Consider the following 23,105-nt stretch of genomic DNA (forward strand, 5'->3'; position numbering starts at 1 on the left):
GATCATAAGTAAAATAGAAAAGGCTCTCGTAATGAGAGCCTTTTTAGTATTTGGCCTACTGTAGGTAAATAGATCATGATGATCTAATCCCTTCCTGAGGTATGTTCACTACTCTTCTAGTTGATAGATCACATTCACTCGATCACGAATGGTGATCGTCGAATCTTCATAAGAATTCGACTCGGTTCTCGCATCCATCGCCATTGAACGCATCAATACAGGCTGAGAAGATTGTGCGTTGTAATCTACGCGCCATACATCACCTAACTCGCGCTCAAAACCACTCGCCAATGATTTAGCTTTTGATGTCGCATCTTTAATGGCCTCCAAGCGCGCTTGCTCCTGATACTTAGCTTGGTCACGAACTTGAAGTTGGATATTATCGATCTGGTTAATACCCTGCCCGATGGCAATATCCATGTAGTCATTTAAGTTGGCTAGCTCATTCACTTGAACGGTCACATTACGTGACGCACGGTAACCAACCAGTTCAGGTTTACCATTTTTCGGGTAATGATATTGAGGAGATAAATACAGGTTAGAGCTGTGTACATTCGCCTCATCAACACCCGCTTGATGTAGCTTATTTAGAAAGCCAGTCACCACTTTATCAACTGTGTTTTTAGCCTGTTCAGCAGTCATCGTCGATTCCACGACTCTAACTGAAAATGTCGCCATGTCTGGTGTCGCGATCACTTCACCATAGCCTGTCGTTGAAATATGCGGAAAAGATGGCGAGTCAGCCAATGATGGAAAACTCACAGCACTCAATGCTGCAGTAAGAGTAAGAGACGTTGCTAACATCTTTGGTACAAACTTCATTAGGTAGACCTATGCTGAACAAATGTTCTTTTATCATAGAGCAATTTGTCACATAACCAATCCCGCTACAGGACTTCTAACACAACTTTGACGCTGCAAAAACCAACAGCTTACTGAGGTAAGTGGTTGTGGGCATAATTTAATATCGCTTGAGAGATCTCTTTTAATACCCCGCTCTCTAATTGCCAATGGTGCCAATAGATTCGATAGGACAACAAAAAGCCGGGCGTAATATCAATCAAAGCACCAGACTCTAGCTCCTCGATAATCTGCAATCGAGGAATCAAACAGTAGGCAACGCCCGACAATGCCAAGCGTACAAATGCTTCTGAGCTGCCGACAGTATGATTGATCACACTATCTCTCGGGACGTTAAAATGATCATGCAAAAACTTCTTATGCAGATCATCGTATTGGTCGTACGAAACCGCTGGGGCTTTGGTTAGTGTTGAATAGTTCACTCCATCAGAGAAGTAACGTTGATGGAAGCTAGGGTTCGCCACACACACATAATCCATTCTTCCAAGATAGTCCGCACTGCAACCCGGAATAGGTTGAGGTTCGAGGCTGATTGCCCCAGCAACCTCACCACTTTTAATCTTCTCAATGGTTCTTGATTCACCATGAATCGCGAGGTTCAACTCAACTTGACGTGAATTCATCACATCAGATAACGCAGGAAGTAACCATGTCGCCAAGCTATCAGCATTGGTCGCAATAGACAGAGAAAGAGGCTGAGTTCCCTCTTCGTTCATCAACTCTGGGACAAGCTCGTGCTCTAACAAGCGAACACGACGATACAAACCCAACAGTTTTTTTCCTGCTGGTGTTGGCCTTGGTGGGCTTTCTCTCACAAGCGCGGGTTGAGCTAACCATTTTTCCAGTTGTTTGATGCGTTGAGACACCGCAGACTGGGAAATATATAACTGCTCGGCTGCCCTTTCAAAACTGCGTTGTTTCACCACAGCATCCAGTGCTTCTATCCATTTATAATCCAATCCACGCATCAACTTGCTTCCTTTTTGACCTGATTACCGCTCACATTAGCAACTCTAATAATAGATTAAAATCATTAATTATACTTATTTAAAGGGTCAGAGTATCTTCGCCATATAGCACGTAAATATCGTTAAATAAGTGGAGGTTAAAATGAATTTTTGGGTTTTATTACAAGGTTTTGGTCTAGGGGCGAGCATGATCATCCCTATTGGCGCTCAGAATGCGTACGTCTTAAATCAAGGGATTAAACGCAATCACCACCTAACCACAGCGACGATTTGTAGCCTACTCGATACCTTGTTCATCTCATTGGGTATCTTTGGTGGCGGAGCGATCCTGTCGCAAAATGAATTACTGCTCACCTCAGTGACACTGGGTGGTATCGCATTCCTAACCGTTTATGGTTTATTGTCACTGCGCAGTGCGTTCAGAACGCGCACCAGTGATGAATCAAAGAGAGAGATATTGGCTCGTGGCAAGCGCACCGTTGTTTTAGGTGCATTGGCAGTAACCGTATTAAACCCACATCTTTATTTAGATACTGTAGTGATTCTTGGATCCATAGGCGGGCAGTTTGAAGGCAACGATAGAATAGCTTTTGCTATGGGGACTATCTTAGCTTCATTCGTGTGGTTTTACTCTTTGTCATTAGGCGCTGCAAAGCTAGGCCCAACGTTATCGAAACCCAAAGTAAAGAAAGGCATCGATATCGCGGTAGCAACCATGATGTTCGCTATTGCACTTGTACTCGCCAATGGACTCATTGAGCAGTACGGCTAAATCCGTTCATATTGCGCCCCCCACAAACTTAACTCATCAAAAAAAGGCGGATAACCTAAGTTATCCGCCTTTCCTTATAAAAGCTTATAGCTAGAAAAACTAACTAGGAATTAAGCTTCTACTTTATTCATGTGTACATCCATTTGCGGGAATGGGATTTCGATACCTTCATTATCCAAGCCTTCTTTGATTGCTTGCATCAGGTCGAAGTAAACATTCCAGTACTCTGCAGTGCTAACCCATGGACGAACGACAAAGTTAACTGAAGAATCCGCTAGTGTGTGAACACCAACTTGAACGCCAGGCTCTTTCAGTACACGCTCATCAGATTCACAGATCTTAGTCAGTAGCGCTTTTGTCTTTTGAAGATCGGCGTTGTAAGAAACACCAATCATTAGATCAATACGGCGCGTATCATGACGAGAGTAGTTAGTAATTGGGCTACCGATAACACTACCGTTAGGTACTACAACCATTTTGTTATCTGGTGTTGTTAGAACGGTTTGGAAGATCTGAATTGAATCAACTGAACCTGCTACACCACCAATTTCCACGTAGTCACCAGACTTGAATGGACGGAATGCAACGATAAGTACACCCGCAGCAAAGTTAGATAGTGAGCCTTGTAGTGCAAGACCAACAGCCAAACCAGCCGCACCAATAACAGCGACTACAGATGCAGTTTGAACGCCTAAACGACCAAGTGCAGCAATTAAAACAATAACAAATAACAAGTAACGAACTAAACCATGGACGAATTCCACAACTGCTCGGTCCATTTTCTTCTTCTGAAGAACCTTAGACACGCTATTCGCTACTGCTTTAACAATAAGATTACCAATAAATAGAATTATCAGTGCTGAGATAATGTTTACACCGTATTGAATAAACAGATCTGAGTTATTTGTTAACCACTGCTCTGCGTGAGACAAACCATCCACAATTGGAGTCTCAAGCGCTGTCGAACTATCAGCCATAATGTGCATCCTCTATATAATATGCTATGAGCTAAACTGTCTTAAGCCAAAATCACTTAACAATAAGAAACAGTTCAAAGCCTGTTAAGTCATTGTGTTAAAAGTAAATTAAAGCTAAGTCCTTTTTATAAACTGAACCAAGTCCAATTTTTCGGCACGATATCCTATCTTTGACAGATTGCAAAGTCATATTTATGTAAGCTTTTGAATTAATAAAACTTACTAATAAACACAAATACCGATAACTAAAAGACTACGAAATTTATTCACCGCACGCTAGGTTTTTCACATATTTATACCAATTCCATTAAATTCATGATCTAATATAGACTCTGAAAGGAGCCTATATGAACTCAGATTTATCAAAGCTTATCGGCGCAACCTCCAACGCGAGGTTGAGGCTAAGATTACTCGCGGTCTCTCACTTTATCGATGGTAAAAATCGAACTGAAATCGCGTCATTTCTTAAAGTCAGTCGTCTCAGTGTGAATAAATGGATCAAGGCCTATCTTGATTTTGGTGTTGAAGGGTTAGTAGAAAAACCTCATACAGGAAGACCTTCCAGACTCACTATTGAGCAAAAAAAACATCTTAAAGAATACGTCACTTCAAATGCAATAAAACCTGAGGGTGGGCGCTTACAAGGGAGTGACATCACACAATTCATCCTTGATGAATTTGATATATCTTACCAACCATCCGGTGTATACCGCTTACTGCATGAACTTAATTTGAGTTGGATAACGACACGTTCAAAGCACCCAAAACAATCAGAAGAAGCTCAAGAATCTTTTAAAAAAATTCCCAATAGAAACGATCCTTAAGATCCCTGGGCATATCCACTTAAAAGAAGTGCTTGTTTGGTTTCAAGATGAAGCTAGATTTGGTCAACGCAATACCACAACCAAGATTTGGGCAGAAAAAGGAACTCGACCTAGAGCCGTTCAACAGCAACAATTTGAGTACGCTTATTTGTTTGGAGCCGTTTGTATCAATACAGGCGAAGCTGAAGCTATTGTTTCACCGTTAAGCAACATGGAAGCAATGACGAAGCATCTTGAATTAATCTCAACGGCGACCCCTAGAGGTAAACATTCCGTGGTTATTATGGATCAAGCGAGCTGGCATCAAACACATTTAGCCAATCATTTTAAGAACATCACGATAATCCATATCCCGCCATATTCACCAGAATTAAACCCGATAGAACAAGTTTGGCAATGGCTTCGACAATACAAGTTAGCGAATAGGTGTTTTGAAAACTATAACGATATAGTGAACTCAGTATGCAATGCTTGGAACAGTTTTTGTGAAGATAAACGCAGAGTCCAATCCCTCTGCTTTAGAGATTGGACTCGATTGGTAAGTTAATTAATGGAATTGGTATTAGTACAAGTTTTTATCAGACATAAAAAAGCCCGCTCAATGAGCGGGCTTTTAAAACTTAAAGAGTACTTAATTCAAAGAATTATAGTACGTCTACAGCGTTAAGGTCAGCGAATGCTTTCTCAAGACGAGTAACCATTGAAGACTGACCAGCACGTAGCCATACGCGTGGATCGTAGAACTTCTTGTTTGGAGCAGCTTCGCCAGTTGGGTTACCGATTTGACCTTGTAGGAAATCACGGTTCTCAGCTTCGTAAGTACGAACGCCATCCCATGAAGCCCACTGAGTATCAGTATCGATGTTCATTTTGATAACGCCGTAACCGATAGACTCTTGGATTTCTGCTTCAGAAGAACCAGAACCACCGTGGAATACGAAGTTAAGAGCGTCAGCTGCAATGCCAAACTTCTCAGCACAGTATGCTTGAGAGTCACGCAGGATAGTTGGAGTAAGTACAACGTTACCAGCTTGGTAAACACCGTGTACGTTACCGAAAGAAGCTGCGATAGTGAAACGTGGGCTAACCGCGTTTAGTTTCTCGTATGCGTATGCAACATCTTCAGGAGAAGTGTAAAGCTCAGATGCGTCCATATCAGAGTTATCAACGCCGTCTTCTTCACCACCAGTACAACCAAGTTCGATCTCGATTGTCATGTTTAGTTTAGCCATGCGAGCTAAGTAAGCTGCACATGTTTCGATGTTCTCTTCTAGAGACTCTTCAGAAAGGTCTAGCATGTGAGAAGAGAATAGTGGCTTACCAGTTTGTGCGAAGAACTCTTCACCAGCGTCTAGTAGACCGTCGATCCATGGAAGAAGTTTCTTAGCAGCGTGGTCAGTATGAAGAATAACTGGAACACCGTAAGATTCTGCTACTGCGTGAACGTATTTTGCACCAGCTACAGCGCCAAGAATTTGTGCGCCTTGACCTTCAAGTTTAACGCCTTTACCAGCGAAGAAACCAGCACCGCCGTTAGAGAACTGAACAACAACTGGAGCTTTTGCTTTAGCAGCAGCTTCAAGAACAGCGTTGATAGTATCAGTGTTGATTACGTTTACTGCAGGAAGAGCAAATTTGTTTGCTTTTGCTACTTCAAATACTTTCTGTACGTCATCGCCAGAAATCACACCAGGTTTTACAAAATCGAAGATCTTAGACATGGAAATAGTCCTATTTATTCTATCGTTTTAAGATTAAAAAACTTAAGTTTAAAAATTTGCAATCGTTTGCTCACAACTTATGCCATTCTAGCAAAAAAGTGTGATATGCAGCAAACGTTAAAAGGCGAGATTCACATCTCGCCTTTCTAAATCAATTATGCTTTAGCACGCTCTTCAAGCATTGCTACTGCAGGAAGTACTTTACCTTCAACAAACTCAAGGAAAGCGCCACCGCCAGTAGAGATGTAAGAAACATCTGCTTTGATACCGAACTTGTCGATAGCCGCTAGCGTGTCACCACCGCCTGCTACTGAGAAACCTTCAGAGTCAGCGATTGCTTTAGAAATACCCGCAGTACCCGCTTCGAAGTTTTTGAATTCGAATACGCCTACAGGACCGTTCCAAAGAATCGTTTTTGCGTTGCCGATGATTTCAGCTAGAGCTGCAGTTGAATCTGGGCCAAGGTCGAAGATCATGTCGTCGTCTTGAACTTCAGAAACGTGCTTAATTTCAGCTTCTGCGTTTTCGTCGAATGCTTTAGCACATGCAACGTCAGTCGCTACTGGGATAGCACACTCTTTCATTAGCTTCTTAGCCGTTTCAACTAGGTCAGCTTCGTATAGAGACTTACCTACGTTGTGGCCTTCAGCAGCAATGAACGTGTTCGCGATACCACCACCAACAACAAGTTGGTCAGCGATTTTAGAAAGAGATTCTAGAACTGTTAGTTTAGTAGAAACTTTAGAACCACCAACGATAGCCACTAGTGGGCGAGCTGGGTTGTCCATTGCTTTACCAAGAGCTTCAAGCTCAGCAGCTAGAAGAGGACCAGCACATGCTACAGGAGCGTAAGTACCAACGCCGTGTGTAGAAGCTTGAGCACGGTGAGCTGTACCGAATGCGTCCATCACGAAGATGTCACATAGTGCAGCGTACTGCTTAGAAAGTGCTTCTTCGTTCTTCTTCTCGCCTTTGTTAAAGCGAACGTTTTCAAGAACAGTTAGTTCACCAGCGTTTAGCTCAAGACCATTTACGTAATCTTTCGCTAGTTTAACGTCGCAGTCTAGTGCGTCGTTTAGGTAGTTAACTACAGGAGCTAGAGAGAACTCTTCGTTGTATTCGCCTTCAGTAGGACGACCAAGGTGAGAAGTAACCATAACTTTTGCGCCAGCTTCTAGGCAAAGTTTGATAGTTGGTAGAGATGCAAGGATACGTGCATCTGAAGTTACTTTACCGTCTTTTACTGGTACGTTTAGGTCAGCACGGATGAATACGCGTTTACCTGCAAGTTCCAGGTCAGTCATCTTGATCACAGACATGATTTGTCCTCTCAAATTTAAATAAAAATAAAGTTTTGGAAACTCAGCAACCCTGCTAAGCCTATAAATTATTCAACTGGTAATTCTTTAACTACTCATAATATGTGGACACTTAGTATTTATTTCAAGCTAAAAAATAAATAATCCACACATTTGCTTCTAGGTCTTACTTCTTGCCTTCAGAAGCTTGCATTGCAAGAACCGTATCCAGCATCCGGTTCGCAAAGCCCCATTCATTGTCACACCACACCAGCATTTTGACTAAGTGGCCGTTGCTCACTCGAGTTTGTGAACCATCAACAATTGCGCTATGGGGATCGTGATTAAAATCGATGGAAACGAGCGGCGCTTCAGTATAGTCAACTATATTGTGTAATGTACACTGGGATGCATTAACAATGGTTTGATTTACGTCATTAACTTTCACATTTGCATTAATTGTGACACTTAAATCCATCGCAGTGACGTTTACCGTTGGCACACGCACAGATATCGCTTCAAATTTGTTAGAAAATTTCGGGAAGATTCTTTCAATACCTTTATGCAATTTGGTATCGACAGGAATGATTGATTGGCTTGCTGCTCGAGTTCGACGAAGGTCGCTGTGGTACGCATCGATCACTTGCTGGTCATTCATAGAAGAGTGAATGGTCGTAATCGTACCGGACTCAATACCAAAGGCATCATCAAGCACCTTGATGATAGGGACAATACAGTTAGTCGTGCATGAACCGTTGGAAACGATTCGATGGTCAGCGGTAATAGTGTCGTGATTCACACCGTAAATAATGGTGTTATCAAGGTCATTAGCACCAGGATGCGAGAACAGCACCTTTTTCGCCCCAGCAGCGATGTGTGCTAGGCCGTCATCTCGGCAACCGTAAACGCCAGTACAATCGAGAACAATATCGACTTCAAGGTCACGCCAAGGCAACAGTTCAATATCAGCCAGGTGTAAGATACGAATGGTATCAAACTCTCCTTTATCTTCAGCACCAATGCCATGATGAACATAGATGTGCTCTTGATCGTTTGAGATTTTCTTGCCGAAGCGGCCGTGACTGGTGTCGTATTGCAATAGGTGAGCCATAGCGTCAGGCTGAGCAAGCTCATTGACCGCTACTACTTTGATTTGTTGGCTTTTGCCACTTTCATAGACAGCGCGCAATACATTGCGCCCTATTCGTCCAAATCCATTTATCGCGACTTTTAGCATAGTTCCGTACATCTAACCAAAATTTCGTGCAACAGATGATAACTGAATCCTACCTAAAAGGCATTACTTGAATAACTCAGCTTACTTATGACAGATTGATCTGTTGCTTGTAAGCCTTAGTCTAAGTGATAACAAACCCCAGATACAAAAAAACCGAGCTCAGCGCTCGGTTTTTCTTTCACTTCACTGTTAGCACAAGGCCATCAGTTAATGATTAAGCAAGAAGTTCTTTCGCTGTGTTTACTACGTTTTCAGTAGTGAAACCGAACATCTTGAATAGCTCGCCTGCTGGTGCAGATTCGCCGAACGTTGTCATACCGATGATCTTGCCACCGAAGCCAACGTACTTGTACCAGAAGTCAGCGATGCCAGCTTCTACTGCGATACGTGCTGTAACGTCAGATGGAAGTACAGACTCACGGTATTCAGCGTCTTGCTTATCAAACGCGTCAGTTGCAGGCATAGATACTACGCGTACCGCTTTACCTTCAGCGGTTAGTTCAGCAGCAGCGCTAACCGCTAACTCAACTTCAGAACCCGTTGCAATGATGATTAGCTCTGGCTTGCCAGCGCAATCTTTCAGGATGTAACCACCCTTCGCGATGTTTGCTACTTGCTCAGCGTCACGATCTTGTTGTGCAAGGTTTTGACGAGAGAAGATAAGTGCAGAAGGACCATCTTTACGCTCGATTGCCAGTTTCCAAGCAACAGCAGACTCAACTTGGTCACATGGACGCCATGTGCTCATGTTTGGAGTCAGACGTAGAGATGCGATTTGCTCAACCGGTTGGTGAGTAGGACCATCTTCGCCTAGGCCGATCGAATCGTGCGTGTAAACTTGGATGTTCTGAATTTTCATCAGAGCCGCCATACGCATTGCGTTACGTGCGTATTCCATGAACATTAGGAACGTTGCGCCGTATGGTACGAAACCACCGTGCAGAGCGATACCGTTCATGATAGCCGTCATACCGAATTCACGTACACCGTAGTGGATGTAGTTACCAGAGAAGTCATTTGCTTCAAGCGACTTAGAGCCAGACCACATAGTCAGGTTAGAAGGCGCAAGGTCAGCAGAGCCGCCCATGAATTCAGGTAGCATAGCACCGAACGCTTCTAGAGCATTTTGAGACGCTTTACGTGAAGCGATGTTAGCTGGGTTAGCTTGAAGGTCAGCAATGATTGCGTTTGCTTTCTCTTCCCACTCAGCTGGTAGTTCGCCGTTTGTACGACGTTTGAATTCTGCTGCTAACTCTGGGTGAGCCGCTGCGTATGCGTCAAATTTAGCATTCCACGCTGCTTCTTTCGCTGCGCCCGCTTCTTTCGCATTCCACTCAGCTGCGATATCAGCTGGAATCTCGAAAGGACCGTGTTCCCAACCAAGTGCCGCTTTAGTTGCCGTGATTTCATCAGCGCCTAGTGGAGCACCGTGACAGTCGTGCGTACCCGCTTTGTTTGGAGAACCAAAACCGATGATAGTTTTAGTACAGATAAGTGTTGGACGAGGATCCGCTTTAGCCGCTTCAATAGCAGCATTGATAGCGTCAGCATCGTGACCATCAACGGCTGGGATTACGTGCCAGCCGTAAGCTTCAAAACGCTTAGGTGTATCGTCAGAGAACCAACCTTCAACTTCGCCATCGATAGAAATACCGTTGTCATCCCAGAAAGCAACCAACTTACCAAGACCTAACGTACCTGCTAGAGAACATGCTTCGTGAGAAATACCTTCCATCAGACAACCATCACCCATAAATGCATAAGTGAAGTGGTCTACGATGTCGTGGCCTTCTTTGTTGAACTGTGCAGCCAATGCTTTCTCAGCCATCGCCATACCAACAGCGTTAGTGATGCCTTGACCTAGAGGACCAGTCGTTGTTTCGATGCCAGGAGCGTAACCGTACTCAGGGTGACCAGGAGTCTTAGAGTGCAGTTGACGGAAGTTCTTAAGGTCTTCAATTGAAAGCTCGTAACCTGCAAGATGAAGCAGAGAGTAAATCAACATTGAACCATGGCCGTTAGACAGAATAAAACGGTCGCGGTCAGCCCACTCTGGGTTTGCTGGGTTGTGGTTCAAGTGACCACGCCAAAGAACTTCAGCGATGTCAGCCATACCCATTGGTGCGCCAGGGTGGCCTGAATTTGCTTGTTGAACGCCATCCATGCTAAGTGCGCGAATTGCATTGGCTAGATCTTTACGAGAAGGCATGTCTGCTCCTGAGTACATAAGCGATTTAAAAAAGAGATTGATGCTAAAATTTTCATTTTTATTAGCGCGGGTATTCTCTCAAACGACTTTAGCGACTGCAAACGTTTTACTGGCATTTTAACGGTCATTTTTCGCAATTTTCGAACATTTACATCACTTAGCAATGCCTTATCTCGACCGATACGCAAACGTTTAGTTATGACATATCATAAAAAAGAGCTTGTAATTCGACCGCTGGAATTTAGAATAGCCGTCTAGATGTAGAAACACCTACAAAATATACTGTATTTAATGGCGGCGCTTCCTAGCTTGCGACGCCTGAAATTATTTGCATTTAACTATTTGCAACTAAAAACTAAACTAAAAGTGGAGCTCTCATGGCTAAGCACCTATTCACTTCTGAATCTGTTTCAGAAGGCCATCCAGATAAAATTGCAGACCAAATCTCTGATGCTGTTCTTGATGCCATCTTGGAACAAGATCCAAAAGCACGTGTTGCTTGTGAGACTTACGTAAAAACCGGCATGGTTATGGTTGGCGGTGAAGTAACAACGTCTGCATGGGTTGATATCGAAGAAATCACTCGTGAAACAGTTCGTGAAATTGGTTACGTTCATTCTGATATGGGCTTTGACGCAGACTCTTGTGCAGTACTAAACACAATTGGTAAGCAGTCTCCAGACATCAACCAAGGTGTTGATAAAGCCGATCCTAAAGATCAAGGCGCAGGCGACCAAGGCATCATGTTTGGTTACGCGACTAACGAAACACCAATCCTAATGCCAGCTCCAATTACTTACTCTCACCTTCTTGTTAAGAAGCAAGCTGAAGTACGTAAGAGCGGCAAGCTTGATTTCCTTCGCCCAGATGCGAAATCTCAAGTTACGTTCCAATACGACCAAGGTAAGATTGTTGGTATCGACGCAGTTGTTCTTTCAACTCAACACTGTGATTCAGTAACAACACCTGACCTACGTGAAGCGGTAATGGAAGAGATCATCAAGCCAGTACTTCCTGCTGAGTGGATCAACAAAGACACTAACTTCTTCATTAACCCAACAGGCCGTTTCGTAATCGGTGGCCCAATGGGTGACTGTGGTCTAACAGGTCGTAAGATCATCGTTGATACCTACGGCGGCGCAGCTCGTCACGGTGGCGGTGCATTCTCTGGTAAAGATCCATCAAAAGTTGACCGTTCTGCAGCTTACGCAGCGCGTTACGTTGCGAAAAACATCGTTGCTGCTGGTATGGCTGACCGTTGTGAGATTCAATTGTCTTACGCTATCGGTGTTGCAGATCCAACATCTATCATGGTTGAGACGTTTGGTACTGAAAAAGTAGCTCACGAGATCATCATTGAAGCTGTTCGTCAAAACTTCGACCTACGTCCATACGGTCTTCAAGAAATGCTGAACCTTCTTCAGCCTATCTACAAAAAGACGGCAGCATACGGCCACTTCGGTCGTGAAGAGTTCCCTTGGGAAGCGACGGACAAAGCAGCAATCCTTGCGGACTTCGCTGGCCTAAAATAATTTAGCCACTGCGATTTGTTTCTTTAAAGCCCTTACTTCTTAGTAAGGGCTTTATTTTTATGTACTTACCAAACATTTCCCTGCTAGAACACCCAGTCCAAGTCTTCTTTACCGTTAACCACTTAGTATAAAAATTCGCTGATAATTTGTGTTTTCTAGCACTACTGACAATAGTTAAGGTAACTCCTAGGCGATCAAGCTCACATTTAACTTAAATTAATTCAATCTGATAACGCTCGTTAAATGTACGCAAGAACAATAACTGGGATGACAAAGAGCAGTTTAGCTCAACACCATAACGCTCTCGTAAGCGACATCTCTGAGCCTTGTGGAATTATAACTAGGACGTTATTTAACTAGGGGGATCTATGCCTCGTACCGTGCACCCATCCGAACTAAACGATAAGAAACACAAGGTCAGCGATCAGGATTACGCTCGCACTATTCCTTGTAACCAAGTAAGCATATCAGCCCCATTCCACTGGTTATCGCTTGCACTGCATGACTTAGTGAAAATGCCAATAATCAGCGCATTTTACGGATTGTGTTTCATGGCTGCGGCCATCGCCATCGTGCAATTAGTCCAATGGCAAGGAACACACCTAGTCGTTATGCCAAGCTTGATAGTCTATATGTTGATAGGACCCTTTCTTGCTCTTGGCCTATATGACGCAAGCTGGGAAAGAGAGAAAGGACATTCCCCAAGCTTGTTCCACTCAATGAAAGCAATTACTCGCAACTCCACCCACCAATGGGCCTTTGCGATTGTGTTAATGGTTGCAATGATCTTTTGGATGCGGATTGCTGCGTTATTGCATGCGCTCTACCCTTCCGTACAAGGAGCACCATTAAGCGAGTTTGCACCATTCCTGATTACGGGTTCGGTGATTGGATTGGTTATCGCTAGCCTGATATTTAGCATCTCAGCATTTTCGATTCCATTGATGATGGAAAGACGTGTAGATGTAATGAGTGCCATTTTTACTAGCTTCAACGCTGTTAAATCAAACATCCCTGCGATGGTCGTTTGGGCTGGTATCATTGGCGCTGGTATCTTAGTCGGCTTTGCGACCTACGGTGTCGGTATGATTGTAACGATGCCATTGCTTGGTTACGGAACATGGCATGCTTACCACGAAATCATCAAGAAGAAACATCACGTTTAAATCGTTTCACGATCGATGAGCAATGTTATGATGAGGCCTTAGCTTAAACGCTGAGGCTTTTTTTTGGAGTTAACAACGCTTGTCTTACACCCCGCAACAACATCGAGTAAATAAGAAACTGGGCGAATGCCTAGCTATCGCTAATCAACATTTTTCTCGTGAATTTCCATGCCCAACCGTCACTTACAAGTTAAGAGGAAAGGCAGCGGGAAAAGCCTACCTTCAGTTAAACGAGATAAAACTCAACCAAGTGCTATTCAGCGAAAATGAAGACGCCTTTATTAACGAAGTCGTGCCTCATGAACTCGCACACCTGATCACACATCAGGTATTCGGGCGAGTTAGGCCTCACGGGAATGAGTGGAAATATGTGATGGAAAAGGTATTCAATGTACCGGCCAGAACCACCCACAGCTTAGAGATAACCTCAGTTCAGGGAAAAACCTTTGAGTACCGCTGTGATTGCACTACTTATCCCCTGTCGATTAGAAGACACAACAAAGTCATCCGTAACCAATCAACTTATCGTTGCCAACAATGTCAGCAAACCTTAGCTTTTACCGGCCTTCAATTGAGCTAAGTCTTAATCTCACAAGGTAACGCGAATAAATGTAATAGAGAGAACTAACATTTGAGTGCTAGACTGTTGTTTATCATACTTTCATCAGTCTTTTTCCATGCAAAAAACCACTCAAAAAGCATTTGGCCTATTGGTGCCTTTCTACTTATCAATAGTATTTGGCCTACTGGTAACCCAAAGCGTTTTCGCCGCTCCACCAAGCTCATTCTCTAAAGCAAAAAAAGAAGCAGTGAAGATTTATCTCGATCACCCGACTTCATTTTATTGTGGTTGTGACATCACTTGGAAAGACAAAAAGAAAGGTATCCCCGACCTCGACGGCTGTGGTTATCAAGTGAGAAAACAGCAAAAACGCGCTTCCCGTATTGAGTGGGAACACGTGGTTCCAGCTTGGCAATTTGGCCACCAGCGTCAGTGCTGGCAAGATGGCGGACGTAAGAACTGCACTCGCAATGACAGAGTATTTAAATCGATGGAAGCCGACCTTCATAACCTGACTCCGGCAATTGGCGAGGTTAACGGTGATCGATCCAATTACAATTTCAGTCAGTGGAATGGAATGGATGGCGTGAGCTATGGTCAGTGTGAAATGCAGGTCAACTTCAAACAGCGTAAGGTTATGCCGCCAGACAGAGCAAAAGGTTCTATCGCACGTACTTATCTTTACATGAGCCAAGAGTATGGTTTCAAGCTCTCCAAGCAGCAAACTAACCTGATGATGGCGTGGAACAAGCAATTCCCTGTTGATAAGTGGGAATGTACTCGTGATGAGCGAATCTATGCCATCCAGGGGAATCACAACCCATTTGTTTTCCCTGCTTGTAAATAACACGACTCAGTCAACCTACATCTCCAATTGCCTCCATCTCAAACAAGAGTTTCAGAATTGCCCCTGAAACTCTTGCTCTACCCTTGTTTTTTCAACTAAAAGCATCCATGTTAGGCAGAGACAAAATACCCAAATGACACTATTTATAGGTTTACCAGCATGAGAATCCCTCGTATCCATCACCCAGAACGCATTCATCAGTTAGGTTCACTCGCTTTAGGCGAAGATGCCGCGGGTCATGTTGGTCGAGTCCTTCGTATGAAAGAAGGTCAAGATGTTCTTCTATTTGATGGCAGTGGTGCTGAATTCCCAGCGACAATTGCTGAAGTATCAAAAAAGAACGTCACAGTTAATGTTACTGAACGTATCGAGCGTAGCAGCGAATCTCCGTTAGACTTACATTTAGGCCAAGTGATTTCACGTGGCGACAAAATGGAATTCACGATTCAGAAATCAGTTGAGCTTGGTGTAAACACCATTACTCCGCTGATTTCAGAGCGCTGTGGCGTTAAACTGGATACTAAACGCTTCGAGAAAAAGCTCGCGCAGTGGCAAAAGATTGCTATCGCAGCATGTGAACAATCTGGTCGCAATACGGTTCCGGTTATTCGCCCAATCATGCAACTTGAAGAGTGGTGCAGCGAACCGAGTGAAGCGTTGAAGCTAAACCTGCATCCTCGTGCAAAATACTCAATCAATACCCTTCCAGAGCCGATCAGTAAGGTACGCCTATTGATCGGTCCTGAGGGCGGACTGTCAGCTGAAGAGATCGGCATGACAGAACAATACAAATTTGAAGAGACGCTACTCGGCCCACGTGTACTTCGTACCGAGACAGCAGCTCTAACCGCAATTACTGCCTTACAAGTCCGTTTTGGCGATCTAGGCTAGGAGAAAAAAATGATCAAACTTGGCATCGTAATGGATCCAATTTCATCCATTAACATCAAAAAAGACTCTAGCTTTGCCATGATGCTTGAAGCTCAGCGTCGTGGTTACGAAATCCATTACATGGAAATGGATGATCTACATTTAGATCAAGGCGTAGCCATTGCCGACACTAAGGTTGTTGAACTAAAAGAAGATCCAAACGGTTGGTACGAGTTCAAATCAGAACAGACTATCGCGCTATCCGATTTAGATGCGGTATTGATGCGTAAAGATCCTCCGTTTGATACTGAGTACATCTACGCGACTTACATTCTTGAGCGTGCTGAAGAGAACGGTGCACTGATCGTCAACAAGCCACAAAGCCTGCGTGACTGTAACGAGAAGTTGTTCACGGCATGGTTCCCTGAACTGACACCAATCACCATCGTGACTCGTAAAGCTGAAAAGATTAAAGCGTTCCGAGAAGAGCACGGTGACGTGATCCTAAAACCACTTGATGGCATGGGCGGCGCGTCTATCTTCCGAGTGAAAGAAGGCGATCCAAACGTATCAGTGATCATTGAGACCTTAACTAACCATGGTCAAAACTACGCAATGGCACAAACCTTTGTTCCAGACATCAGCAATGGTGATAAGCGTATTCTTGTGGTTGACGGTGAACCAATGCCTTACTGTTTAGCTCGTATTCCTGCAAAAGGGGAAACTCGAGGTAACCTTGCTGCAGGCGGTACAGGTGAAGCTCGTCCTCTAAGTGAAACAGACTGGGCTATCGCAAGAGCAGTTGCTCCTGCACTGAAAGAGAAAGGCTTAATCTTTGTTGGGCTTGATGTTATCGGCGACAAGCTGACTGAAATTAACGTGACTAGCCCTACTTGTATCCGTGAAATTGAAGCCGCTTTTGATATTTCAGTTACAGGTAAATTAATGGATGCAATTGAGCGTCGCGTTAACGCTAAATAGCCTAAACTAAAGAAAGCCTTAGCTATTCGAAAACACAGAAATATCTAGGCAAAGAACAATGAGCGGCTTTACGCCGCTCTTTTTCCTTTACTGGGAACACACTGGCAGGAGGCTCTATGAATTTAACGAACCACTTTCTGGTTGCTATGCCCGGAATGAAAGACCCATACTTTCAAAATTCGGTGATTTACCTTTGTGAGCACAATGACGAAGGCGCGATGGGTTTGATGATCAACGCCCCTATTGATGTCACTGTCGGTAGCATGCTTAAGCAAGTTGAGGTTGATTCTGATCAGCCAAAACCCAACCAAGCAAGTCTTGATAAGCCTGTATTGAATGGTGGACCGGTCGCAGAAGACCGTGGGTTTATTTTGCACAAACCTAAAGGCAGCTATCAATCCAGTATCAGCATGACGGATCAAATCTCAGTGACAACCTCAAAAGATATCTTGATGGTGTTAGGTACAGAAGATGAACCGATGAATTATCTAGTCGCACTTGGTTATGCAGGGTGGGAACCCGGGCAACTGGAAACCGAACTGACCGAGAACTCATGGTTAACTGTAGAAGCTGATCCAAAGGTCATCTTCGATACACCGATTTCTGACCGCTGGAAAGTCGCCGTGCAGATGTTAGGCATTAATGCGGCTCAGCTTTCAGCAGACGCAGGTCACGCCTAACTCAGACTCAGACTCAGACTCAGACTCAGACTCAGTATATAAACTCTCAAACACAGATTAATTTGGAAACCCCATGTCACGAACAATTATGGCATTTGACTACGGTACAAAAAGTATCGGCAGTGCGATAGGACAAGAGATCACAGGTACAGCTAGCCCTTTAAAAGCCTTTAAGGCGAAAGATGGCATCCCGAACTGGGATGACATCGAAAAGCAAATCAAGGAGTGGCAGCCGAATCTTATCGTGGTTGGTCTTCCTACCGACCTTCATGGTAAAGATCTAGCCGCGATTACACCAAGGGCGAAGAAGTTTGCCAATCGCCTAAAAGGGCGCTTTGGTGTCGATGTTGAACTGCATGATGAAAGACTTTCTACGACAGAAGCAAGGGCCGACCTTTTTGAAATGGGCGGCTATAAAGCACTAAGCAAAGGTAATGTCGATAACCAATCCGCAGTTGTGATTCTAGAAAGTTGGTTTGAAGCACAATATTTTTAACTAAAATTAAGTGCTCAAAGATAAAGCTCCCATGTGATCCTATAATGATCATACGACGTAATGTCGATGCAATTCATTATTAGGTAAGTGGGAGTTAATATGAAAATTTTTCTAGCAATCTTCGCCGCTCTAGCAATAACTGCATGTAGTTCTACGGGCGGAGGTTCGGCAGGTTACACTGGCGAACAATACCCAACTAAAATCAAATTAGAAAAAGAACGTGGTTACTCGAATGATAATTACAATTTCTAATTAATACTATATTTCCCCGCAATTTGTTGTTGCGGGGAGTCCCTCAGCCCGTCCCTTGAAAGTTAGTAAAACAAGTTAACCCATATCAATCTTCACGCCAGCCAAAGCACCGGTTCCGTAGTCATCATCACCACGTCTGGTTTTTAGCATTAAGCGTAAGTCATTCGCGGAATCAGCACTGTGGAATGCGTCTTCTTCACTGATCTTGCCTGCAAGCACCAAGTCATACAAAGCTTGGTCAAAAGTCTGCATACCAATCTCTTTCGATTTAGCCATAGTCGCTTTTAGTTCATGCAACTCACCACGACGAATCAAGTCAGACACTCGCGGGCTGTTAAGTAGAATCTCAAACACGCCATGGCGACCGCTGCCATTCTTATCTCGGATTAATTGCTGAGCGACCACACCACGCAGGTTCATCGACAGATCAAACAAGAACTGCTCTTTCTGTTCTTTCGGCACCAAGTGAAGAATACGTTCTAACGCTTGGTTGGCATTATTCGCGTGCAGTGTTGCCATACACAAGTGGCCCGTTTCAGCAAAGGTCATCGCGTATTCCATGGTTTCACGGCTACGGATTTCGCCAATCAAGATCATATCCGGTGCTTGGCGTAAAGAGTTCTTAAGCGCAACTTCATAGCTCTCGGTGTCTAGCCCAACCTCACGTTGAGTTACGATACATTTTTTATGTTCGTGAACGAATTCAATTGGATCTTCAACCGTCAAAATATGCCCTGAACGATTGGTATTACGATAGCCCGTCATCGCAGCCATTGAGGTTGATTTACCAGAGCCCGTAGCACCAACCACCAGCACCAATCCACGCTTTGCGATTGACAGGTCTTGCAGTACATCAGGAAGCTTTAATTGCTCAAAGGTTGGGATGTTAGTTTCGATACGACGAATGACCGCTCCTGGTAGCTCTCGCTGAAAAAACGCACTCACACGAAAACGACCAAAATCACGTACGATGGCAAAATTAGCCTCTCGCGTTTGCTGATATTCATCGCGTCGGTCTTGATCCATCATCGCATCAAGTAACTGAGCAACCTGAGCCGCATTCAATTTCTCGCCTTGAGGTCGCAGTTCACCATCGACACGAAACAGGATAGGCGCATCAACGGTGATATAAAGATCCGATGCTTTTTGAGATAGCATCCCTTCAAGGATTTGATTCAATTCCATTTTGTCCACCTTGATTAAAACATTGAGGTTTCAATTTCGATCTTTTTCTCGACCTCTTCTGAATCAACTAAGCCTTGTGCCATCAGCTGCTTCGCATTTTGCTCCATGGTCTGCATACCGTGTGCCGCCCCCGTTTGAATGATCGAATACATCTGCGCGACCTTGTCTTCACGGATCAAGTTTCTGATCGCAGGTGTCGCCATCATGATTTCATGACAAGCCACACGACCGCCACCAACACGCTTTAACAGCTTCTGGGCAATCACCGAACGTAACGATTCAGACAACATTGAACGCACCATGTCTTTGTCGCTACCCGGGAATACATCGATAATACGGTCTATGGTTTTTGCCGCAGAGCTAGTATGCAAGGTACCAAAAACTAAGTGGCCAGTTTCTGCTGCGGTTAGCGCTAAGCTAATCGTCTCTTGGTCACGAAGTTCGCCAACAAGGATTACGTCTGGATCTTCACGCAATGCACTACGCAATGCCGCTTTGAAGCTGTGAGTATCGCGATGCACTTCTCGTTGGTTGATTAGGCATTTGTTGTTGGTATGAACAAATTCGATCGGGTCTTCAATCGTCAATATATGCTTATTATGGTTACGGTTAACGTAATCCACCATCGCTGCCAAAGTTGTCGACTTACCTGAACCAGTCGGCCCAGTGACTAATACTAGCCCTTTTTCGTAATTAGATATTCTTTCAAAGATCTCAGGAGCCCCTAGCTGTTCAAGGGTGGGAATCTCTACTGGAATGGTACGGAACACAGCAGAGCAGCCACGAGATTGGTTAAAAGCATTAACACGGAAACGACCAACGTTGGGTAATTCAAAAGAGAAGTCGACTTCCAGTTTTTCTTCAAATTCACCGCGTTGTGAATCACTCATGATCTCAAAAACCAAACGATGCACATCAGCATGGCTCAAAGCTGGTATTCCAAGCTTCCTTACTTCACCATCTATACGTACCATTGGAGATACACCCGCAGAAAGATGTAGATCTGACGCGTTATGCTTTACACTAAAATCTAGTAACTCAGTGATATCCATTTATTTTCCCTTAAGTAAAGTCAGCTATGAGTAGTATTCAACAAAATATCGAACAAATCACCTCACAGATACGTAGTGCTGAGCAAAAGTGCGGACGAGCTCCAGAGTCCGTGCAACTTTTAGCCGTCAGCAAAACTAAACCTATTGGTGCGATTCTAGAAGCCGCACTCGGAGGCCAAGTTGCCTTTGGTGAAAACTATGTTCAAGAAGGTGTTGATAAAGTAAAACACTTTTCAGAACAACATTCTAACCTAAAGTTAGAGTGGCATTTTATTGGCCCAATTCAATCCAATAAAACTCGCCCAATCGCAGAAAGCTTCCAATGGGTACATTCTGTTGAACGCGATAAGATCGCACAAAGACTTAGTGCTCAACGACCAAGCGAACTTCCACCTTTACAAGTTTTGATTCAGGTAAACACCAGTGGTGAAGAATCCAAGTCTGGAACGTCAGAAGAAACAGTTTTTGCACTCGCGGAGTTGATTTCGTCGCTCCCTAACCTCACTTTAAGAGGATTGATGTCGATTCCTGCAAACGTATCTGACTATCAATCTCAGCTTAATGCATTTTCTCAACTGGCGGAGCTTAAAGACAAGCTAACCGCAAAGTATCCAAACATAGATACCCTTTCGATGGGTATGAGTGGTGATATGGATGCAGCAGTTGAGGCTGGCAGCACAATGGTTCGTATTGGAACGGCTATCTTCGGTGCTCGTAATTACGCGAAATAGCACAGCACGTAACAAGAAATAGCTACAGCAAGCAACAACAAGTAGCAACGAAAAATACAGTATTGATACCGCTTCGCTTTAACCGCGCAGCGACACGCTCAGGATTTTATATATGGAACATAAGAACATCGCCTTTATTGGGGCGGGAAATATGGTTCGCTCGATTGTAGCGGGCTTAGTGGCGAGTGGTTACCCAGCGCAAAAGATTACTGCAACAGCGCCTTCAGACACCAGAAGGCTGCCGTTAGAGCAAGAGTACGGCATCAATACCACCAGCGATAATATTGCCGCAGCAGAACAAGCAGACGTTGTTGTGTTATCCGTGAAGCCACAAATGATGGCTGATGTATGTAAACCCTTACAAGATATCGACTTTAGCAACAAACTGGTCATCTCAATTGCAGCCGGTATTAATGCGAATCGACTCAATGAGATGTTAAACTGCCAACTGAACCTTGTGCGTGTTATGCCAAACACGCCATCACTGCTTGGTAAAGGGATGAGTGGCCTTTATGCTGACTCAACGGTTAGTCAGGGCGATAAAGAGTTTGCTTCTCAGCTAATGCAAGCCGTAGGTGAGGTAAGCTGGGTTGAACAAGAGTCTGGTATCAACAACATCATTGCGGCGGCGGGGAGTGCTCCTGCTTACTTCTTCCTGTTTATGGAAGCGATGCAAGCTGAAGCAATTAACCAAGGTTTTGACCAAGAAACCGCTCGTAAATTAGTGCAGCAATCTGCATTAGGCGCGGCAGAGATGGTAGTAGCAAATCCAAATACTGAATTATCAACACTGCGTGAGCAAGTGACTTCAAAAGGCGGAACGACCGCAGAAGCATTGCGCACGTTTAACGACCATCAACTATCAGACATCGTAGCGAAAGCCATGCAAGCGGCGGTTGCTCGAGCTGAAGAGATGGAAAAACTGTTTTAATACTCGTTACAGTACAAAAGCATTGTGCCGTTCAGGTGATACCTAGCGGCAAGTAAATCCGAAAAAGGAAACAATATGAATTCGATGAGCTTTCTGATCTCGACCGTTTTTGATCTTTACATCATGGTTGTGATCTTGCGTATCTGGCTACAAGCATCACGTGCAGATTTCTACAACCCATTCTCACAATTTATCGTAAAAGCGACACAACCGGTTGTAGCCCCACTACGCCGAGTGATTCCATCAATAGGCAGCCTTGACCTTGCGACTGTTGTCTTCGCTTATGTGCTGTGTGTACTTAAGTTCGTCGCTCTAAACTTGATTATCTCTGGCGGTGCGGCTGTATTTGATATCAGCTTCCTGATCTTTGGCGCACTATCTCTGCTCAAAGCGGCTGGTGGGTTAATTTTCTGGGTTCTGCTAATCCGTGCAATCCTGAGCTGGGTTAGCCAAGGCCGTAGCCCAATCGAATACGTATTCCATCAGTTAACTGAACCAATGCTAACGCCAATTCGCCGTATCCTTCCTGATATGGGTGGCTTCGACCTAAGTGTGCTGGTTCTGTTCATTGTTCTGCAATTTGCGAACTTCCTAATGGGCGACATGATCGGTCCTATTTGGTATCAGCTATAATTCAAGTACGAACCTCAGGTACTTTGACGATGCCAAAAGCAGTTTGGGCCGAAGAAGACGATATTCTTCTTCGGCTCTATATCCAACCCAAGGCAAGCCGCGATAAAATCGTTGGCTTACACGGAGAGGAACTGAAAATTGCCATTACCGCACCACCGGTTGATGGCAAAGCAAATGCTCACTTAGCGAAATACCTTGCGAAACAATTTAAGGTCGCGAAAGGGCAAATTGAGATAGAAAAGGGAGAGCTCGGTCGGCATAAGCAAGTTCGAATATGCTCACCAAGTCAGATCCCAACTGAAGTCAAAGCCATCCTATGA

Annotated in this window: 24 protein-coding genes; 15 read left to right on the forward strand and 9 right to left on the reverse strand. The window is 44.2% G+C overall.

The features are described 5' to 3' along the window. Positions 1-108 precede the first annotated feature (108 nt). Complete coding sequence (locus tag OCU90_RS14830; RefSeq protein ID WP_004735362.1) at positions 109-822, reverse strand: oxidative stress defense protein; 714 nt, start codon at positions 820-822, stop codon at positions 109-111. A gap of 110 nt (positions 823-932) precedes the next feature. Further along, positions 933-1,829: a LysR family transcriptional regulator ArgP gene (locus tag OCU90_RS14835; protein ID WP_029222260.1), complete on the reverse strand. Its 897-nt coding sequence runs from the start codon at positions 1,827-1,829 to the stop codon at positions 933-935. A gap of 142 nt (positions 1,830-1,971) precedes the next feature. Here OCU90_RS14835 and OCU90_RS14840 point away from each other — a divergent pair, with 142 nt between their 5' ends. Beyond that, positions 1,972-2,601: a LysE/ArgO family amino acid transporter gene (locus tag OCU90_RS14840; protein WP_061022547.1), complete on the forward strand. Its 630-nt coding sequence runs from the start codon at positions 1,972-1,974 to the stop codon at positions 2,599-2,601. 110 nt (positions 2,602-2,711) lie between these two features. Here the strand turns inward: OCU90_RS14840 and mscS are convergent, their stop codons facing one another. Next, the gene (mscS, locus tag OCU90_RS14845; RefSeq protein ID WP_029222261.1) at positions 2,712-3,578 is read right to left on the reverse strand and encodes a small-conductance mechanosensitive channel MscS; all 867 of its coding nucleotides are present in this window, start codon (positions 3,576-3,578) and stop codon (positions 2,712-2,714) included. 347 nt (positions 3,579-3,925) lie between these two features. Between mscS and OCU90_RS14850 the strand changes: the two genes are divergently transcribed. Continuing rightward, positions 3,926-4,949, forward strand: a protein-coding gene (locus OCU90_RS14850; protein WP_099426184.1) for an IS630 family transposase whose coding sequence is annotated in 2 segments (ribosomal slippage) — positions 3,926-4,372 and positions 4,374-4,949 — 1,023 coding nt in all. Because the reading frame shifts where the segments join, the coding sequence is not laid out codon by codon here. 97 nt (positions 4,950-5,046) lie between these two features. On the opposite strand, the gene fbaA is transcribed toward OCU90_RS14850, so the two are convergent. From fbaA to tkt, 4 genes are all read right to left on the reverse strand, one after another. Next, on the reverse strand, positions 5,047-6,123 hold the full coding sequence (gene fbaA / locus OCU90_RS14855; protein ID WP_004735492.1) for a class II fructose-bisphosphate aldolase: 1,077 nt from the start codon (positions 6,121-6,123) through the stop codon (positions 5,047-5,049). 155 nt (positions 6,124-6,278) lie between these two features. After that, a complete protein-coding gene (locus OCU90_RS14860) occupies positions 6,279-7,442 on the reverse strand; it encodes a phosphoglycerate kinase (protein ID WP_004735491.1) in 1,164 nt (387 codons plus the stop codon). Positions 7,443-7,608: 166 nt separating this feature from the next. Continuing rightward, positions 7,609-8,658 (reverse strand): erythrose-4-phosphate dehydrogenase, encoded by a 1,050-nt coding sequence (gene epd, locus OCU90_RS14865; protein ID WP_061026107.1) that lies wholly within the window; start codon positions 8,656-8,658, stop codon positions 7,609-7,611. Between the two features lie 214 nt (positions 8,659-8,872). Next, the gene (tkt, locus tag OCU90_RS14870; protein ID WP_099426176.1) at positions 8,873-10,867 is read right to left on the reverse strand and encodes a transketolase; all 1,995 of its coding nucleotides are present in this window, start codon (positions 10,865-10,867) and stop codon (positions 8,873-8,875) included. A gap of 377 nt (positions 10,868-11,244) precedes the next feature. Between tkt and metK the strand changes: the two genes are divergently transcribed. The 9 genes from metK (at position 11,245) to OCU90_RS14915 (ending at position 18,253) form a co-directional block, all read left to right on the forward strand. Next, positions 11,245-12,399, forward strand: a complete 1,155-nt coding sequence (metK, locus tag OCU90_RS14875; protein ID WP_004735487.1) for a methionine adenosyltransferase — start codon at positions 11,245-11,247, stop codon at positions 12,397-12,399. A gap of 368 nt (positions 12,400-12,767) precedes the next feature. Beyond that, positions 12,768-13,565 (forward strand): DUF2189 domain-containing protein, encoded by a 798-nt coding sequence (locus OCU90_RS14880; protein ID WP_004735486.1) that lies wholly within the window; start codon positions 12,768-12,770, stop codon positions 13,563-13,565. 79 nt (positions 13,566-13,644) lie between these two features. After that, the gene (locus OCU90_RS14885) at positions 13,645-14,145 is read left to right on the forward strand and encodes a SprT family zinc-dependent metalloprotease (protein ID WP_012604825.1); all 501 of its coding nucleotides are present in this window, start codon (positions 13,645-13,647) and stop codon (positions 14,143-14,145) included. 97 nt (positions 14,146-14,242) lie between these two features. Beyond that, positions 14,243-14,974, forward strand: a complete 732-nt coding sequence (locus tag OCU90_RS14890) for an endonuclease (protein ID WP_017084333.1) — start codon at positions 14,243-14,245, stop codon at positions 14,972-14,974. A 159-nt stretch (positions 14,975-15,133) separates the two neighbouring features. After that, positions 15,134-15,865: a 16S rRNA (uracil(1498)-N(3))-methyltransferase gene (gene rsmE, locus OCU90_RS14895; protein WP_017077778.1), complete on the forward strand. Its 732-nt coding sequence runs from the start codon at positions 15,134-15,136 to the stop codon at positions 15,863-15,865. A gap of 9 nt (positions 15,866-15,874) precedes the next feature. Next, positions 15,875-16,825, forward strand: a complete 951-nt coding sequence (gshB, locus tag OCU90_RS14900; RefSeq protein ID WP_017077777.1) for a glutathione synthase — start codon at positions 15,875-15,877, stop codon at positions 16,823-16,825. 116 nt (positions 16,826-16,941) lie between these two features. After that, entirely contained in the window at positions 16,942-17,505 is a 564-nt protein-coding gene (locus OCU90_RS14905) for a YqgE/AlgH family protein (protein WP_017095267.1), read from the forward strand. A gap of 73 nt (positions 17,506-17,578) precedes the next feature. Then, a complete protein-coding gene (gene ruvX, locus OCU90_RS14910; protein ID WP_017084336.1) occupies positions 17,579-18,001 on the forward strand; it encodes a Holliday junction resolvase RuvX in 423 nt (140 codons plus the stop codon). Between the two features lie 99 nt (positions 18,002-18,100). Further along, the gene (locus OCU90_RS14915) at positions 18,101-18,253 is read left to right on the forward strand and encodes a hypothetical protein (protein ID WP_017084337.1); all 153 of its coding nucleotides are present in this window, start codon (positions 18,101-18,103) and stop codon (positions 18,251-18,253) included. A 75-nt stretch (positions 18,254-18,328) separates the two neighbouring features. On the opposite strand, the gene OCU90_RS14920 is transcribed toward OCU90_RS14915, so the two are convergent. Together OCU90_RS14920 and OCU90_RS14925 are read right to left on the reverse strand one after the other, a co-directional pair. Continuing rightward, the gene (locus OCU90_RS14920) at positions 18,329-19,438 is read right to left on the reverse strand and encodes a PilT/PilU family type 4a pilus ATPase (protein ID WP_004735479.1); all 1,110 of its coding nucleotides are present in this window, start codon (positions 19,436-19,438) and stop codon (positions 18,329-18,331) included. A 14-nt stretch (positions 19,439-19,452) separates the two neighbouring features. Then, positions 19,453-20,490, reverse strand: coding sequence for a type IV pilus twitching motility protein PilT (locus OCU90_RS14925; RefSeq protein ID WP_004735478.1), 1,038 nt, complete (start codon positions 20,488-20,490; stop codon positions 19,453-19,455). 26 nt (positions 20,491-20,516) lie between these two features. On the opposite strand from OCU90_RS14925, the gene OCU90_RS14930 reads away from it, so the two are divergent. The 4 genes from OCU90_RS14930 to yggU all read left to right on the forward strand — a co-directional run bounded on the left by OCU90_RS14930 (position 20,517) and on the right by yggU (position 23,105). Further along, positions 20,517-21,221: a YggS family pyridoxal phosphate-dependent enzyme gene (locus OCU90_RS14930; RefSeq protein ID WP_061025919.1), complete on the forward strand. Its 705-nt coding sequence runs from the start codon at positions 20,517-20,519 to the stop codon at positions 21,219-21,221. A gap of 112 nt (positions 21,222-21,333) precedes the next feature. Beyond that, entirely contained in the window at positions 21,334-22,152 is an 819-nt protein-coding gene (gene proC, locus OCU90_RS14935) for a pyrroline-5-carboxylate reductase (protein WP_017077774.1), read from the forward strand. 75 nt (positions 22,153-22,227) lie between these two features. Next, a complete protein-coding gene (locus tag OCU90_RS14940; protein WP_004735475.1) occupies positions 22,228-22,785 on the forward strand; it encodes a YggT family protein in 558 nt (185 codons plus the stop codon). A 29-nt stretch (positions 22,786-22,814) separates the two neighbouring features. Then, positions 22,815-23,105: a DUF167 family protein YggU gene (gene yggU / locus OCU90_RS14945; RefSeq protein WP_054541895.1), complete on the forward strand. Its 291-nt coding sequence runs from the start codon at positions 22,815-22,817 to the stop codon at positions 23,103-23,105.

The organism is Vibrio splendidus (genome assembly GCF_024347615.1).
Taxonomy (GTDB): Bacteria; Pseudomonadota; Gammaproteobacteria; order Enterobacterales; family Vibrionaceae; genus Vibrio; species Vibrio splendidus.

Coding starts and splice junctions, on each gene's coding strand:
- OCU90_RS14840 (WP_061022547.1), top strand. CDS start 1,972: ATGAATTTTTGGGTTTTATTACAAGGTTTTGGTCTAGGGGCGAGCATG.
- yggU (WP_054541895.1), top strand. CDS start 22,815: ATGCCAAAAGCAGTTTGGGCCGAAGAAGACGATATTCTTCTTCGGCTC.
- OCU90_RS14830 (WP_004735362.1), bottom strand. CDS start 822: ATGAAGTTTGTACCAAAGATGTTAGCAACGTCTCTTACTCTTACTGCA.
- fbaA (WP_004735492.1), bottom strand. CDS start 6,123: ATGTCTAAGATCTTCGATTTTGTAAAACCTGGTGTGATTTCTGGCGAT.
- OCU90_RS14940 (WP_004735475.1), top strand. CDS start 22,228: ATGAATTCGATGAGCTTTCTGATCTCGACCGTTTTTGATCTTTACATC.
- OCU90_RS14880 (WP_004735486.1), top strand. CDS start 12,768: ATGCCTCGTACCGTGCACCCATCCGAACTAAACGATAAGAAACACAAG.
- OCU90_RS14835 (WP_029222260.1), bottom strand. CDS start 1,829: ATGCGTGGATTGGATTATAAATGGATAGAAGCACTGGATGCTGTGGTG.
- tkt (WP_099426176.1), bottom strand. CDS start 10,867: ATGCCTTCTCGTAAAGATCTAGCCAATGCAATTCGCGCACTTAGCATG.
- rsmE (WP_017077778.1), top strand. CDS start 15,134: ATGAGAATCCCTCGTATCCATCACCCAGAACGCATTCATCAGTTAGGT.
- proC (WP_017077774.1), top strand. CDS start 21,334: ATGGAACATAAGAACATCGCCTTTATTGGGGCGGGAAATATGGTTCGC.
- mscS (WP_029222261.1), bottom strand. CDS start 3,578: ATGGCTGATAGTTCGACAGCGCTTGAGACTCCAATTGTGGATGGTTTG.
- OCU90_RS14860 (WP_004735491.1), bottom strand. CDS start 7,442: ATGTCTGTGATCAAGATGACTGACCTGGAACTTGCAGGTAAACGCGTA.
- OCU90_RS14905 (WP_017095267.1), top strand. CDS start 16,942: ATGAATTTAACGAACCACTTTCTGGTTGCTATGCCCGGAATGAAAGAC.
- OCU90_RS14925 (WP_004735478.1), bottom strand. CDS start 20,490: ATGGATATCACTGAGTTACTAGATTTTAGTGTAAAGCATAACGCGTCA.
- metK (WP_004735487.1), top strand. CDS start 11,245: ATGGCTAAGCACCTATTCACTTCTGAATCTGTTTCAGAAGGCCATCCA.
- OCU90_RS14920 (WP_004735479.1), bottom strand. CDS start 19,438: ATGGAATTGAATCAAATCCTTGAAGGGATGCTATCTCAAAAAGCATCG.
- OCU90_RS14915 (WP_017084337.1), top strand. CDS start 18,101: ATGAAAATTTTTCTAGCAATCTTCGCCGCTCTAGCAATAACTGCATGT.
- epd (WP_061026107.1), bottom strand. CDS start 8,658: ATGCTAAAAGTCGCGATAAATGGATTTGGACGAATAGGGCGCAATGTA.
- OCU90_RS14930 (WP_061025919.1), top strand. CDS start 20,517: ATGAGTAGTATTCAACAAAATATCGAACAAATCACCTCACAGATACGT.
- gshB (WP_017077777.1), top strand. CDS start 15,875: ATGATCAAACTTGGCATCGTAATGGATCCAATTTCATCCATTAACATC.
- ruvX (WP_017084336.1), top strand. CDS start 17,579: ATGTCACGAACAATTATGGCATTTGACTACGGTACAAAAAGTATCGGC.
- OCU90_RS14890 (WP_017084333.1), top strand. CDS start 14,243: ATGCAAAAAACCACTCAAAAAGCATTTGGCCTATTGGTGCCTTTCTAC.